At 56.7% G+C, this 14435-nt stretch carries 16 protein-coding genes; 8 read left to right on the top strand and 8 right to left on the bottom strand.

Annotated elements, in window-relative coordinates:
• Positions 1–33: 33 nt before the first annotated feature.
• From bamE to nadK, 3 genes are all read right to left on the bottom strand, one after another.
• Complete coding sequence (bamE, locus tag VZP09_RS14885; RefSeq protein WP_002914160.1) at positions 34–375, bottom strand: outer membrane protein assembly factor BamE; 342 nt, start codon at positions 373–375, stop codon at positions 34–36.
• 147 nt (positions 376–522) lie between these two features.
• On the bottom strand, positions 523–2184 hold the full coding sequence (gene recN / locus VZP09_RS14880) for a DNA repair protein RecN (protein ID WP_004174799.1): 1662 nt from the start codon (positions 2182–2184) through the stop codon (positions 523–525).
• 86 nt (positions 2185–2270) lie between these two features.
• Positions 2271–3149: an NAD(+) kinase gene (nadK, locus tag VZP09_RS14875; protein WP_002914158.1), complete on the bottom strand. Its 879-nt coding sequence runs from the start codon at positions 3147–3149 to the stop codon at positions 2271–2273.
• A 124-nt stretch (positions 3150–3273) separates the two neighbouring features.
• On the opposite strand from nadK, the gene grpE reads away from it, so the two are divergent.
• Positions 3274–3864, top strand: coding sequence for a nucleotide exchange factor GrpE (grpE, locus tag VZP09_RS14870; protein ID WP_004174800.1), 591 nt, complete (start codon positions 3274–3276; stop codon positions 3862–3864).
• A gap of 119 nt (positions 3865–3983) precedes the next feature.
• Here the strand turns inward: grpE and VZP09_RS14865 are convergent, their stop codons facing one another.
• Both VZP09_RS14865 and VZP09_RS14860 read right to left on the bottom strand, forming a co-directional pair.
• Positions 3984–5270, bottom strand: a complete 1287-nt coding sequence (locus VZP09_RS14865) for an HlyC/CorC family transporter (RefSeq protein ID WP_032415392.1) — start codon at positions 5268–5270, stop codon at positions 3984–3986.
• Between the two features lie 19 nt (positions 5271–5289).
• On the bottom strand, positions 5290–6081 hold the full coding sequence (locus VZP09_RS14860) for a cytochrome C assembly family protein (protein ID WP_002914153.1): 792 nt from the start codon (positions 6079–6081) through the stop codon (positions 5290–5292).
• A 163-nt stretch (positions 6082–6244) separates the two neighbouring features.
• On the opposite strand from VZP09_RS14860, the gene ffh reads away from it, so the two are divergent.
• The 7 genes from ffh (at position 6245) to VZP09_RS14825 (ending at position 11875) form a co-directional block, all read left to right on the top strand.
• On the top strand, positions 6245–7609 hold the full coding sequence (ffh, locus tag VZP09_RS14855) for a signal recognition particle protein (RefSeq protein WP_002914152.1): 1365 nt from the start codon (positions 6245–6247) through the stop codon (positions 7607–7609).
• Positions 7610–7868: 259 nt separating this feature from the next.
• Positions 7869–8117, top strand: a complete 249-nt coding sequence (gene rpsP, locus VZP09_RS14850) for a 30S ribosomal protein S16 (protein WP_002914149.1) — start codon at positions 7869–7871, stop codon at positions 8115–8117.
• Between the two features lie 18 nt (positions 8118–8135).
• Positions 8136–8684 (top strand): ribosome maturation factor RimM, encoded by a 549-nt coding sequence (rimM, locus tag VZP09_RS14845; RefSeq protein ID WP_004150977.1) that lies wholly within the window; start codon positions 8136–8138, stop codon positions 8682–8684.
• Positions 8685–8715: 31 nt separating this feature from the next.
• Positions 8716–9483: a tRNA (guanosine(37)-N1)-methyltransferase TrmD gene (gene trmD / locus VZP09_RS14840; RefSeq protein ID WP_002914147.1), complete on the top strand. Its 768-nt coding sequence runs from the start codon at positions 8716–8718 to the stop codon at positions 9481–9483.
• Between the two features lie 39 nt (positions 9484–9522).
• Positions 9523–9870 (top strand): 50S ribosomal protein L19, encoded by a 348-nt coding sequence (gene rplS, locus VZP09_RS14835; RefSeq protein ID WP_002914145.1) that lies wholly within the window; start codon positions 9523–9525, stop codon positions 9868–9870.
• 119 nt (positions 9871–9989) lie between these two features.
• The gene (locus VZP09_RS14830) at positions 9990–10448 is read left to right on the top strand and encodes a DUF2946 domain-containing protein (RefSeq protein ID WP_210780237.1); all 459 of its coding nucleotides are present in this window, start codon (positions 9990–9992) and stop codon (positions 10446–10448) included.
• Between the two features lie 56 nt (positions 10449–10504).
• Positions 10505–11875 (top strand): PepSY-associated TM helix domain-containing protein, encoded by a 1371-nt coding sequence (locus VZP09_RS14825; RefSeq protein ID WP_040219143.1) that lies wholly within the window; start codon positions 10505–10507, stop codon positions 11873–11875.
• 8 nt (positions 11876–11883) lie between these two features.
• On the opposite strand, the gene VZP09_RS14820 is transcribed toward VZP09_RS14825, so the two are convergent.
• Genes VZP09_RS14820 through VZP09_RS14810 form a run of 3 tightly spaced genes read right to left on the bottom strand, consistent with a single transcriptional unit; the run spans position 11884 to position 14105 of the window.
• The gene (locus VZP09_RS14820; protein WP_004145671.1) at positions 11884–12366 is read right to left on the bottom strand and encodes an OmpA family protein; all 483 of its coding nucleotides are present in this window, start codon (positions 12364–12366) and stop codon (positions 11884–11886) included.
• A gap of 13 nt (positions 12367–12379) precedes the next feature.
• A complete protein-coding gene (dgcN, locus tag VZP09_RS14815; protein ID WP_004180950.1) occupies positions 12380–13603 on the bottom strand; it encodes a diguanylate cyclase DgcN in 1224 nt (407 codons plus the stop codon).
• Positions 13596–14105: a YfiR family protein gene (locus VZP09_RS14810; protein WP_328795245.1), complete on the bottom strand. Its 510-nt coding sequence runs from the start codon at positions 14103–14105 to the stop codon at positions 13596–13598. Before VZP09_RS14810 ends, dgcN begins: the two co-directional genes overlap by 8 nt.
• Positions 14106–14435: the final 330 nt, after the last annotated feature.

Genomic DNA, 14435 nt, shown 5'->3' with positions numbered 1-14435 from the left:
GCGCTCATCGAGCGCTTTTTGCTTTTCCGGGCCTTACTGACTGGTCAGCGCAGGCTTGTTATCAATGTTAGTCAACACACCGCCGCTGTTGAAGGTCAGGGTTAGGGTCTGCTGAGTCACTTTCTGGTGGCCCGGCTCCTGACGGAAGACATAGAACCAGGTATTGGTGCCGAACGGATCCGTCATCATTGGCGTCCCCAGAGCATAAGCTACCTGCTGTTGCGTCATACCGACACGAATTTTTGCTACATCGTTTGGTGCCAGATAGTTACCCTGGTTGATGTCAGGACGGTAAACCACTCGTTCCAGAGTGGAACAGCCTGCGGTCAACATAAGAAGAACCGCTGCGGCAGCAGTCAGCGTTTTACAGCGCATAGTGATTTGATTCCTTTTTGGGCCCGAGCAGTACGTGGCTCATCTGTAATATGCCGATAATAATAGACCTTCGCGCCGTTGGAAACCTCCGGCTGCAGGTCAGCAGGCAATTTGCTGTTCACTATGACCCTGTGAAAATCAAAAAGTTTACGCTGCAAGCAACTCTTTCGCGTTCGCCAGGGTGTTGCGCGTGACTTCGCTGCCGCCCAGCAGACGGGCCAGCTCCTGCAAGCGAGCACGTTTATCCAGCGGCTGCATATGGGTTTCGGTCATCTCGCCATCGGTCTCTTTGCAGACAAAGAAATGATGGTGGCCGCAGCCTGCGACCTGCGGCAGGTGGGTCACGCACATCACCTGCGTGGACTCGCCCAGCTGGCGCAGCAGCTTGCCGACCACCGCAGCGGTCGGGCCGCTGATGCCGACGTCCACTTCGTCGAAGATGAGCGCCGGGGTTTCCATTTTACGCGCGGTGATCACCTGAATCGCCAGCGCAATGCGCGACAGTTCGCCGCCGGAGGCCACTTTGGCGATTGGCTGCAGCGGCTGACCGGGGTTAGTGGTGACGCGGAACTCAATATGGTCGGCGCCGTCGGCGGTGAGATGGCGTTCATCGAACGCGACCTCAATCGCGAAGACCCCGTGCGGCATCGAAAGTGAGTGCATACTTTCGGTGATAAGCTGGGTCAGCTCGTCGGCGCTGGCCTGGCGCAGGGCATGCAGCTGGCGCGCGGTCTCCAGCGCCAGCTGATGATGTTCGACCACCTGCTGGCTGAGTGATTCCAGCGAGCCGGCGCTGTCGTCCAGCAGGCGCTGCTCTTCCAGCATCGCCTGATAAACCGCCGGTAGCTCTTCCGGCATCACCTGATGTTTACGCGCCAGCGCGATTTGTCGGGAAATTCGTTGCTCAAGTTCAAACAGACGGTTCGGATCGAGATCCAGACGGTCATGGTAGTGGCGCAACTCGTCGCTGGCCTCGCTGAGCTGAATGGCCGCCTCTTCCAGCATATCCAGGACGCCGGAAAGCTTGCTGTCCATGCCCACCAGCTCGCTGACCAGCTGCTTCGCGGTATAAAGCTGGCTCTGCAGATTGGCCTCTTCGCCGTCCGCCAGTACCGTAAGGGCGTGCTGGCAGGTGCTGAGCAGCTGGCCGCTGTTGGCCAGGCGCTTGTACTCTTCGTCAATCTGCTCGAATTCTCCCGGCAGCGGGTTAAATTCGTTCAGCTCTTTAAGCTGATACTGCAGCAGATCGGCGCGGGCGGCGCGCTCCTGGCTCTGCTGCTGATGCTGGGCCAACTCGCGGCAGCTCTGGTGCCACTGGCGATAGTGCTCGGCCATACGCTGAGTAAGCGCATACTCACCGGTATAGCCGTCGAGCAGCGTTTTTTGGTGTTCGGGTTTGGTCAGCAGCTGGTGGGCATGCTGGCCGTGGATCTGGATCAGCAGCTGGCCCAGCTCGCGCAGCTGCGAGAGCGGGACGGCGGTGCCGTTGATGAAGCCGCGCGAGCGGCCGTCGGCGCTGATCACCCGGCGAAGTAAACACTCACGCCCGCTCTCCAGCTGATTCTCTTCCAGCCAGCGCTGGGCGGCAGGGGTATCTTTCAGCGCGAAGCGCGCGCACAGGTCGGCACGGGTGGCGCCGCGACGCACCATGTCGGCTTCCGCTCTGCCGCCCAGGCACAGCCCCAGCGCGTCGATGGCAATGGATTTCCCGGCGCCGGTTTCCCCGGTGATGGCGGTCATGCCGCTGTGGAAATCAATTTCCAGTTCACGAACGATAGCAAAATTACTGATGGTGAGTTGCGCCAACATAGCTGCCTTCCTGTATGAAAAACCAATACTGTGTTTTCGTACAGTATAGACTGGTTTTTTATCCAGTAAAGAGGCAGCCGTGAAAATCAGAACAATTTTTTCGACCAGCCGAGCTTGGTGCTTAATGTATTGAAATAGCTGTAATCTTTAGGGTGAATCAGATTGAGGTGATAATCACAGCGGCGAATGAGGACATCTTCGCCATCCTGGATCGGCAGGGCAATCTGGCTGTCGCAGCTGATCTCCAGATCGCTGCAGCGGTGAGAGAAGCGCAGGCGGATGGTGCTGTCGCCGTTGATCACCAGCGGTCGCGCTGAAAGGGTGTGCGGGAACATCGGCACCAGGGTGATGGCGTCCAGCGACGGCGTAAGGATTGGGCCGCCGGCCGACAGCGAATAGGCGGTGGAGCCGGTCGGAGTGGAGATAATCAGGCCATCGGATCGCTGAGAGAACGCAAAGACTTCGTCGATATAGACTTCGAACTCAATCATATGCGCCACTTTGCCGGGGTGCAGCACCACTTCGTTGATGGCGGTGCTGATACGTTTCTGGCAATCCTGCTGACACACCTGGGCCTCCAGCAGAAAGCGTTTCTCGGCGATGTAGTGGCCTTCCAGCACGTCGGCGAGCTGCTGCAGGGCGTTGTCCGGGTCAAGATCGGTGAGAAAGCCGAGGTTACCGCGGTTAATGCCGATGACGTTAATGTCGTAACGGGCCAGGGTCCGCGCCGCGCCGAGCATATTGCCGTCGCCGCCCACCACCACCGCGAGGTCGGCCTGTTGGCCAATCTCCGCCAGCGTGCCGGTTTTCACGTTGCTGAGCTGAAGTTCATGGGCGATCTGCTGTTCAACCAGCACTTCATACCCTTTGCTGCACAGCCAGCGCCAGAGCATTTCATGTGTGGTCAGGGCGGTGGGGTGACGAGGATGTCCCACAATGCCGATACACTTGAAATGGTTCTTCATGATCTGGATGTCCTTGCGTTAAATGAAATAGTGACAATCTGTCCGCTTCCCTTGAAACCCGGAAACTGATCCCCATAATAAGCGAAGTTAGCGAGATGAATGCGAAAAAAACGCGGAGAAATTCATGAGTAGTAAAGAACAGAAAACGCCTGAGGGGCAAGCCCCGGAAGAAATTATCACGGAGCAGCACGACGACGTTGAGGCGGTAGAGCCTGAAGTTTCGGCTGAGCAGGTGGATCCGCGCGATGAAAAAATTGCGAATCTGGAAGCCCAGCTGGCTGAAGCGCAGAAACGTGAACGTGAAGTGATGCTGCGTGCCAAAGCCGACGAAGATAACCTGCGTCGTCGTACCGAGCAGGATATCGAGAAAGCGCACAAATTCGCGCTGGAAAAATTCGTCAATGAACTGCTGCCGGTGATCGACAGCCTGGACCGCGCGCTGGAAGTGGCTGACAAGGCTAACCCGGAGCTGGCGCCGATGGTGGAGGGGATCGAACTGACCCTGAAATCTATGCTGGACGTAGTGCGTAAGTTCGGCGTGGAAGTGATCGCCGACACCAACGTTCCGCTGGATCCGAACGTCCACCAGGCCATTGCGATGGTCGAGTCTGAAGATGTGGCGGCGGGCAACGTGCTGGCCGTGATGCAGAAAGGTTATACCCTGAACGGCCGTACTATTCGCGCCGCGATGGTGACGGTAGCGAAAGCGAAATAACGCTTGCTGCCTTGCTCAACGGCTGCCTGCGGGCGGCCGTTTTTTGTGTCATCGCTGCTGGCGCGAGATAAAAAAACGGCGGGCCGCAGCCCACCGTGATATTAATTCCTTCGCTCGCGCTACTCCGCGATGCTCTCGCGTAATGATTTCACCGGCATCACTTTCACCTGTTTGATCATGTTGTCCTGCACGTCGAGGATATCTATATCGTACTGCTCAATGCGCACGCGGGTGCCTGGGACCGGGATCTCTTCCAGCGCTTCGAGGATAATACCGTTGACGGTGCGCGCTTCATCTTCCGGCAGGTGCCAGTTAAACGCTTTGTTGATTTCGCGAACGTTGGCGCTGCCGTCGATAATCACCGTGCCGTCGTTAAGCGGGGTCACTTCCTCCGCCAGGGTGGGTGACATGGAGGTGGTGAAGTCGCCGACAATCTCTTCAAGAATATCTTCGACGGTGACCAGCCCCTGAATATCGCCGTATTCATCGACCACCAGACCGACTTTCTTTTTATTGCGCTGAAATTTCACCAGCTGGGTGCTGAGCGGCGTGCCTTCCGGCACAAAGTAGATCTCATCTGCCGCCCGCAGCATGATCTCTTTTGTGAACTCTTTCTTCTCCGTCATCAGACGGTAGGCTTCACGAACGCGCAGCATGCTGATGGCATCGTCCAGCGAATCGCGGTAGAGCACGATGCGGCCATGCGGGGAGTGGGTCAGTTGGCGGACGATAGATTTCCAGTCATCATTGATGTCGATGCCGACAATCTCATTGCGCGGCACCATGATGTCGTTAACGCTGACCTTCTCCAGGTCCAGCACCGACAGCAGCATATCCTGATTGCGTCGTGAGATTTGTGAACGGGATTCATTCACAATCGTGCGCAGTTCATCTTTGCTCAGGGCGCTGCTGATGACGGTATCGGTGCGGATGCCCATCATGCGCATCAGTATGCGGGTGATGGTATTCAGCAGCCACACCAGCGGCATCATCAGCACCTGCAGGGGCGCCAACAGGAAGCTGCTGGGGTAGGCGACCTTTTCCGGATAGAGGGCGGCGATGGTCTTCGGCAGCACTTCGGCAAATACCAGCACCACAAAGGTAAGTACGCCGGTGGCGATCGCGACGCCGGCGTCGCCGTACAGGCGCATGCCGACGATGGTGCCCAGCGCCGAGGCGAGAATGTTGACAAGGTTATTGCCGATCAGCACAAGGCTAATCAGGCGGTCCGGCTTGCGCAGCAGCTTCTCCACGCGCTTGGCGGGGCGGTTGCCTTGTTTCGCCATGTGGCGCAACCGGTAGCGGTTCAGCGTCATCATGCCGGTTTCGGAACCGGAGAAATAGGCAGAGATAATCACCATGACGATCAGCGTTATGATCAGCGTGGTGGTGGAGATATGTTCCACGTAGGATTCCTTAAAAGACTTAGCTCACGAACTGCTGCAGCACGCGGCTACCAAAATAGGCCAGCGTCAGCAGACCGGCGCCAGCGACGCTGAACCAGACCACACGACGTCCGCGCCACCCTTCATGATAGTGCCCCCACAGCAGGACGATATAGACGAACCACGCAATAATCGACAGCACCGCTTTATCGATATTTTCGCTGCTGAACAGATTGTGCATGTAGAACAGGCCGCTGCACAGCGTCAGGGTCAGCAGCACCACGCCGACCTGGGTGATGTGGAACATTTTGCGCTCAATGCTCATCAGCGGCGGCATTTCGCTGCTGAAGGCCAGCTTTTTATTCTTGAGCTGGTAGTCGATCCACGCCAGCTGCAACGCATACAGCGCGGCAATGATCAGCGTGGCGTACGAGAAGAGCGACAGGCCGATATGCACCAGCATCCCCGGGGTGGTTTCCAGGTGGGTGATATATTCGTTAGGCACGAATGTGGCGAAGGCCAGGTTGATCAGCGCGAAGGCATAGACGATAGGCAGCAGCAGCCAGCCGCGATTGCGCGAGGCCACGATAGTCATCACCGTACAGATCATCAGGCTGACCAGCGACCCGACGTTCAGTAAGCTGAGATTTTGCCCGCTCTCGCCGCCGGGGAATATCCGTGCTTCCAGCGCAAAAGCATGGCAGATTAAGGCGATAGTCGCAGATAAAATCGCCATTCGCCGCCAGCTGCTGTTTTTTTGCAGCAAGCCGGGGATAATCAGCGCGAGGCTGACGGAGTAGGCGACAAGGGCGAGTAGAGCAAAAACAGGCATAGGTGTCGGCTGTTGGCTAAATAAGAAAGAGAAGCAGTATAACGTTAGCAGGCCTCTGCTCCAACCGTTGCAGCACATTCAGATTGATGTCGTGTTATACTCCGCCACATTCGTTTTGTGTGTCGCTGCGGCGACCGACCGTTTCCACCTCAGGCGAGAGACAATGTTTGATAATTTAACCGATCGTTTGTCGCGTACGCTGCGCAACATTAGCGGCCGCGGACGCCTTACAGAAGACAATATTAAAGACACCCTGCGCGAAGTGCGCATGGCGCTGCTGGAAGCGGACGTTGCGCTTCCGGTGGTCCGTGATTTCATCAGCCGCGTCAAAGAGAGCGCGGTCGGCCATGAAGTCAATAAAAGCCTGACCCCGGGTCAGGAGTTCGTCAAAATCGTCCGCAACGAGCTGGTGGCGGCGATGGGCGAAGAGAACCAGACTCTCGACCTGGCCGCGCAGCCGCCAGCCGTGGTGCTGATGGCTGGCCTGCAAGGTGCTGGTAAAACCACCAGCGTCGGTAAGCTGGGGAAATTCCTGCGCGAGAAGCACAAGAAGAAAGTGCTGGTCGTTTCCGCGGACGTTTACCGCCCGGCGGCGATCAAACAGCTGGAAACCCTGGCCGAGCAGGTCGGCGTCGATTTCTTCCCGTCTGATGTCGGGCAGAAGCCGGTTGATATCGTCAACGCGGCGCTGAAAGAAGCGAAACTCAAATTCTACGACGTGCTGCTGGTGGATACCGCCGGTCGTCTGCACGTTGACGAAGCGATGATGGACGAAATCAAGCACGTCCACGCCGCCATTAACCCGGTTGAAACCCTGTTCGTCGTCGATGCGATGACCGGTCAGGATGCGGCGAATACCGCGAAGGCCTTTAACGAAGCGCTGCCGCTGACCGGCGTGGTGCTGACCAAAGTGGACGGCGACGCCCGCGGCGGCGCGGCGCTGTCGATTCGCCATATTACCGGCAAGCCGATTAAATTCCTCGGCGTCGGCGAGAAAACCGAAGCGCTGGAGCCGTTCCATCCGGACCGCGTCGCTTCCCGTATCCTCGGCATGGGCGACGTGCTGTCGCTGATCGAAGATATCGAGAGCAAGGTTGACCGCGCGCAGGCCGAGAAGCTGGCCTCCAAGCTGAAGAAAGGCGACGGTTTCGACCTCACCGACTTCCTTGAGCAGCTGCGCCAGATGAAAAACATGGGCGGCATGGCCAGCCTGATGGGCAAGCTGCCGGGCATGGGGCAGATCCCGGACAACGTGAAAGCGCAGATGGACGACAAAGTGCTGGTGCGTATGGAAGCGATCATCAACTCGATGACCCTGAAAGAGCGCGCTAAGCCGGAAATCATCAAAGGTTCACGTAAGCGCCGTATCGCCGCCGGCTGCGGCATGCAGGTGCAGGATGTGAACCGTCTGCTCAAGCAGTTCGACGACATGCAGCGCATGATGAAGAAGATGAAGTCGAAAGGCGGCATGATGAAGATGATGCGCGGGATGAAAGGGATGATGCCGCCAGGCTTCCCGGGTCGTTAAAAACAAGGGCATAAGGTTATCTTGTTTGCCATTTTAGCGCCGGGGTGTGCTCGCCATCCTCACGTACTACCTGTACGTTCCAGTGGTTGCGCACACGCTGGTACTAAACTGGCTGCACCGCCGACGGCCTTTTACAGCAGACTTATCAACTGCTGATTGCATTTTCCCCAGAAATCAGTAAAATTTTCGGGCTTTTAATATGACACCGGGCTCCGTTCCTCGATGGGGCCCGGTTGTTTTATTCACACAAGAGGATGTTATGGTAACTATTCGTTTAGCACGTCACGGCGCTAAAAAGCGTCCGTTCTACCAGGTTGTTGTCACCGACAGCCGTAATGCACGCAACGGTCGCTTCATCGAGCGCGTTGGTTTCTTCAACCCGATCGCTAACGGTGCGGAAGAAGAAACTCGCCTGGATCTGGATCGTATCGCTCACTGGGTTGGCCAGGGCGCTACTGTTTCCGATCGCGTTGCCGCGCTGATCAAAGCCGCTAACAAAGCAGCTTAATCTGTCACGGTGGTCATGATGAGCAAGCAACACACCGCGCAAGCACCTGTTGATCCGATCGTATTGGGGAAAATGGGTTCTTCCTACGGTATCCGTGGTTGGCTCAGAGTGTTTTCCTCCACCGAAGACGCCGAAAGCATTTTTGACTATCAGCCCTGGTTAATCCAGAAGGCGGGTCAGTGGCAGGTCGTTGAGCTGGAAAGCTGGCGCCACCACAATCAGGACATCATCATCAAGCTGAAAGGCGTTGACGATCGTGATGCCGCGAATCTACTGACTAATTGCGAAATTATCGTGGATTCATCGCAGTTGCCGGAGCTGGAAGAGGGTGACTACTACTGGAAAGACCTGATGGGCTGCCAGGTAGTTACGACGGAAGGCTATAGCCTCGGTAAAGTCATCGATATGATGGAAACCGGGTCGAATGACGTGCTCGTCATCAAGGCAAACCTGAAAGATGCATTTGGTATCAAGGAGCGGTTGGTTCCGTTCCTCGATGGGCAGGTTATCAAGAAAGTCGATCTCACTACGCGTACTATCGAAGTAGATTGGGATCCTGGTTTTTAAATTCTCCGGATAAACGGTAAAAGACGGCGCTATGTGGATTGGCATAATTAGCCTGTTTCCTGAAATGTTCCGCGCAATTACCGATTACGGGGTAACTGGCCGGGCAGTAAAAAATGGCCTGCTGAGCATCGAAAGCTGGAGTCCTCGCGACTTCACGCATGACCGGCACCGTACCGTGGACGATCGTCCTTACGGCGGCGGACCGGGGATGCTAATGATGGTGCAACCCTTACGGGATGCCATTCATGCAGCAAAAGCCGCGGCAGGTGAAGGCGCGAAGGTGATTTATCTGTCACCTCAGGGACGCAAGCTTGATCAAGCGGGCGTCAGCGAACTGGCAACGAATCAGAAACTGATTCTGGTGTGCGGTCGCTACGAAGGGATAGACGAGCGCGTAATCCAAACCGAAATTGACGAAGAATGGTCAATCGGCGATTACGTTCTCAGCGGTGGTGAGTTACCGGCAATGACGCTGATTGACTCCGTTTCCCGGTTCATTCCGGGAGTACTGGGCCATGAAGCATCGGCAACGGAAGATTCCTTTGCTGATGGGTTGCTGGATTGCCCCCACTATACCCGTCCTGAAGTGTTAGAGGAGATGGAAGTACCGCCAGTATTGCTGTCGGGAAACCATGCTGAGATACGTCGCTGGCGTCTGAAGCAGTCGCTGGGCCGCACCTGGCTTAGAAGACCTGAACTTCTGGAAAACCTGGCTCTGACTGAAGAGCAAGCAAAGCTGCTGGCGGAGTTCAAAACTGAACACGCGCAACAGCAGCATAAACATGATGGGCAGGCGTGAGCCCCCAATATCAGTTTACCCAGGATAAGAGATTAAATTATGAGCAACATTATTAAGCAACTTGAACAAGAACAGATGAAGCAGGACGTACCTTCCTTCCGTCCGGGTGATACCGTGGAAGTGAAAGTATGGGTTGTTGAAGGTTCCAAAAAACGTCTGCAGGCATTCGAGGGCGTGGTTATCGCTATTCGTAACCGCGGTCTGCACTCTGCATTCACTGTTCGCAAAATTTCCAACGGCGAAGGCGTTGAGCGTGTCTTCCAGACTCACTCTCCGGTAGTTGACAGCATTGCTGTTAAACGTCGTGGTGCTGTACGTAAAGCTAAACTGTACTACCTGCGTGAGCGCACTGGTAAGTCTGCTCGTATCAAAGAGCGTCTTAACTAAGATTCGCTTTCGCGACATCCTGACAAAAAGGGCTGGCCTCAGGGCCGGCCCTTTTTTTATCTTTGTTGTAACCATCGTGATGTAAATCATTTACAATACGCCCTCTATACGGAGGGGCGGTGGTCAGTAACAGTTTTCAGCAAACGACACCTAAACGGCGAGCCGCCTGGCTGGCGCTGTTGGCGATCCTGCTGATCGTGGTGGCCCCCCTGATCTCCGTCTCCCTGCAAAAAGACCCCATAAGCGCCATGCCCGGCATGCACCACGCCATGATGATGGATAGCTCGTCCGCGAGCATGGCGCAGATGCCCGGGCACAAGATGGCGATGATGCACAGCACAGACGGCGCTACGCATACCGGACACGAAATGCCGCTGGACCATGCCGAAGCGTGTGGCTATTGCGTGCTGTTAGCCCATGTCCCGGGGCTCCTTTTCGCGCTGGCGCTGTTCGTCGCCATGCTCCTGCGGCGCATTCGCCTGCCGGTTTCTCGCCCGGTATTAAAGCACTGGCACTACTTTCCCTGGCTCTACCCCGAAACCCGCGCCCCGCCGCGGCTGTCTGCTTTTTCCCTTTAATAAAAATCAATCTGCGCACCGCGCAACGACCTCTTTTGCTTTAAAAAAGGAAAAGTATGACAACCTGCACCTCGCGCGCGGCATGGCTGAACCTGCTGCGTCGCCTCCATTTCTATATTGGTCTGTTTATCGGACCGTTTATCTTTGTCGCTGCCCTGACCGGTACGTTGTACGTGGCGACGCCGCAGCTGGAAAACTGGCTCTATCACGACGCGCTGCATGGCCTTGCCGAGGGGACTCCGCAGCCGCTCAGCGCCCAGATTGCGGTGGCCGAAGAAGCGACCCAGGGCAATCTGCGGCTGCTGGCGGTGCGTCCGGCGCCTGCGTTGGGCGAGACCACGCGCATTATGTTTGCCGATCCGGGTCTCGGAGAGTCGGAATCCCGGGCTATTTTTGTCGATCCGATCGCGCTGCGGGTGAAGGGCGATATGACGGTCTACGGCACCAGCGGCATCCTGCCGCTGCGCCAGTGGATTGATTATGCGCATCGCTCTCTGCTGCTGGGCGACAGCGGGAGGTTATACAGCGAACTGGCCGCCTCCTGGATGTGGGTGGCCGCGCTCGGAGGCATTGCCTTGTGGGCGATGACGCGTCCAAAACGGCGGCTGAATAACGCCCTGCAGAACCATCGTCGGCTGCACGTGACGCTGGGCTGGGGCTTACTGGTGGGTATGCTGCTCTTCTCCGCCACCGGCCTGACCTGGTCGCAATGGGCCGGCGGCAATGTGGACAAAATGCGGGCAGCGTTCGGCTGGCTGACGCCGCAGGTCAATACCCAGCTGCATGGCGAGATGCCGATGACGCACGATCCCCACGCCGGACATCATATGGATACGATGGCCATGGCCCAGCATCAGCCGGCGCTGCAGCTGGCCCAGTTTGACCAGGCGCTGGCGGCGGCCCGTCAGGCGGGGCTGAACGCCAGCCGGCTGGAGATCCGTCCGCCAGTGTCAGACGACCGCGCCTGGACGGTGAATGAGATCGACCGTCGCTGGCCGACGCAGGTGGACGCGGTGGCGATCGATGGCGCCACAATGCAGGTGGTGGATCGCACGCGTTTTGCCGACTTTCCGCTGATGGCGAAGCTCACCCGCTGGGGCGTCGATTTCCATATGGGGATCCTCTTTGGTCTGGCGAATCAGCTGCTGCTGGTGGGATTTGGCTGCGCGCTGTGCGTTACCATCGGGGTGGGGTACCGGTTATGGTGGATCCGCCGTCCGCCTCAGGCGGCCTGGGATCCGGCGCATTCGCTGCTGCAGGCGTGGCTGTCGCTCGCCTGGCCTGCCCGAAGCCTGGTGCTTGGGCTGGCGTTTGCCCTTGGATTGGCCATGCCGTTAATGGGAGCCAGCCTGCTGCTGTTCATTGCCGTTGACTACCTGCGCTGGCGCGCGGCAATGGCAATGAGGATGATGAAGTCCAGCGACTAAGCGAAGATTTACGGCGTGCTGATGACCACCGTTACCCGGCGGTTTTCGGCGCGCCCGGCCGCCGTGTCGTTGCTGGCGATCGGGTATTTTTTGCCAAGGCCGCGGGTGACTAAATTACTGCGTGGGACATGAGCGCCTTCCGCCCAGGCATCGGCCACGCTGTTGGCCCGCTTAAGCGACAGGGCTTCATTGTAGCTATCTTCACCATAATTATCGGTATGGCCTTCAAGGCGGCTATGGGTGATCCCGGTAGCCGCCAGCCGCGAGGCCATCGTGGTGATCTGCTGGCGGCTGTCGGGACGTAGTCGGTAGTCATTCTTGTCAAACAGGATGCTATCGGATAAGCCCAGGGACCAATCGCCATTGCTTTCAGTGAAGCCGTAAGATTTCATCGCCGCCACCTGCTCCGGGGTAAATTTTCCCTGAGGAGCCTGGCAACCTGTCAAAAGCGCCGCCGCCATCAGGGCGGGGACGAAATATTTTCTGATCATAATGAGTCCTTTATTATTTCAGCGTCTGCTGGATACGTTGGTTTTTCATCCGATACATATTCTGATCGGCAAGTTCTTGCAGTGATTCCGCGGTGGCGTGCTCCCACGCCAGGGCATAACCGACGCTCAGCGAGAGCGTGGCGCTATGACCGTTGTGCAGGTTGAATGGCGGAAGAAATTTTTCCGTTAGCGCCTGGCACAGGGCCTGCACTTCTGCTTCCGAGCGCACCTCGCGCAGCAGAACGGCAAACTCATCGCCGCCAAGACGCCACGCCAGATGGCGTTTACCGGCAAAAGTCATCAGGCGGCTGGCGACCTCCATCAGCACTTTATCGCCCGCCGCATGCCCCCAGTTGTCGTTAATCAGTTTGAAATTATCGCCATCAAGAAACAGCAATGCCGAGGTTTGATGATCGACTTCATTCTGCATCAGCTCGGCGAGCGCGTTACGAAAGGCGGCGCGGTTAGCCAGGCCGGTCAACGGATCGTGTAACGAACTGCGCAACAGCTGCGCGTTTTTGGCCTGCAGTTGGCGCTGCCAGTCCTCCATTTCCCCCAGCAGGCTGTTAAAGTCCTGGGCGAAAAGATGGAACTCCTCGATACGCTCCTCCGGCACCCGCCGGGAGAAGTGGCGGTTTTCACGTATATCATGCACGACCTCAGTGATGCTCTGCAGGGCGGCGACGATCCCCCGGTGTAGGGAGTGGGTCAGCAGCAGGGCGATGAACGAGGCGAGCAGAATGCTGCCGGTCAGCACCAGAATCGAGATACCGAGAAAGTGGCTAATCAGTTCATCAAGCGCGGTCAATCTCAGCTCGCCGATTTGTTTGCCCTGGTGCCAGATGGGCTGCACCGTGGGCTCCGGAAACAGCCATTTACTGATAAGCCCGCTCACTTGCTCTTTATTGGCCAGCGGTTCATGGCGCCACGCGGCGAAGTGCTGCATCTGGCCGTTTAGCACGATTGCCTGGGAGATCTGCCCTTGCTTGCCCAACGACGCGAGGGTCTCCTCTGCCGCCGCGCTGTCGCCAAACACCAGGGCGGCTTCGAGGCTGCGCCCCATGGTCGCGGCAGTGAGCTCAAGATTTTTCTGCGCGTACTGCTTGAGCGTGAAGATTGAGGCTGTACTCAGCAGCAGCCAGACCAGCGTCATGGAGATCACCACGCTTATCACGCTAATGCGACGGAGCGCGCGTTTGAAAGTCGGGCGCGGAGTCTGTGAAAAGTCCTTATTCATGTGGTTTCTTCCGGGCAAGCATCAGGACGTCCGGGTTAACCCGAACCCCGCTGTGCGTCAGAACGTCCAGATTAACGGAGAAGCGGACCCGGTCGTCATTGATGATCAGGCAAAACGCGCTACCAATTGAACAATCCGTATTTTGTTCTGCGATGAGTAACAGCGGCCTCGGGCCATAGCGGCGAGTGAGTTCTGACTGTTCAGTCGGCGATTCGCTGCCAAAATAAAAACCATCGCAGGTCGTTTTTAACGCTTCTTCACGATTACGTACTATCACCGGTTGATAGGGTAATGCATCCGGATCTTCATGAGCCAGGCTATGGGTGAAGCGTGATGAGGCAAAAATGCACAGCTTTGGCGCTCCTGTTAATGACGGCCAACGGGTGTAGGTCACGATCCCGGAAACAATAGCGCGAACATGTTCTGAAGGTCCGGCAGCAAAAACAGGAGATACCGCNATGAGAAAAAATACAGTCAATAAAAGACGGTGTAATACTGTCATTAACGCTTCCGTCAAAGTCGCCATAGCGCGGGAAAAGCCGCTGCCGATGCCCGGCGAAGAATACCACTGTTAATAAAACCCGTCATTAGATGCGCCCTTTGCTTTGGGACAATTCTCACCAGGATTTTTCGTAGTACCGATACCGTGGGTGCGCAAGTTTGGCTTGTTTTTTCTATGTGTAAATATTGTTATACGCATCGTGCCATTGTGAGTGGCAATTAATTCGTTGGTGTAAATTAAAATTTACGGAATATGGATTGAATTCTTTACTTTGTGTGGTATCGTTACGTCATGCCCTCTGAGGCAACCCTTATCGCAAACGAGCTACAC

The organism is Klebsiella sp. EMBS2024, from assembly GCF_036233805.1.
GTDB lineage: Bacteria > Pseudomonadota > Gammaproteobacteria > Enterobacterales > Enterobacteriaceae > Klebsiella > Klebsiella pneumoniae.
Note: the sequence above shows the minus strand (reverse complement) of the source record. Positions and strands in the feature narration are given on the sequence as shown.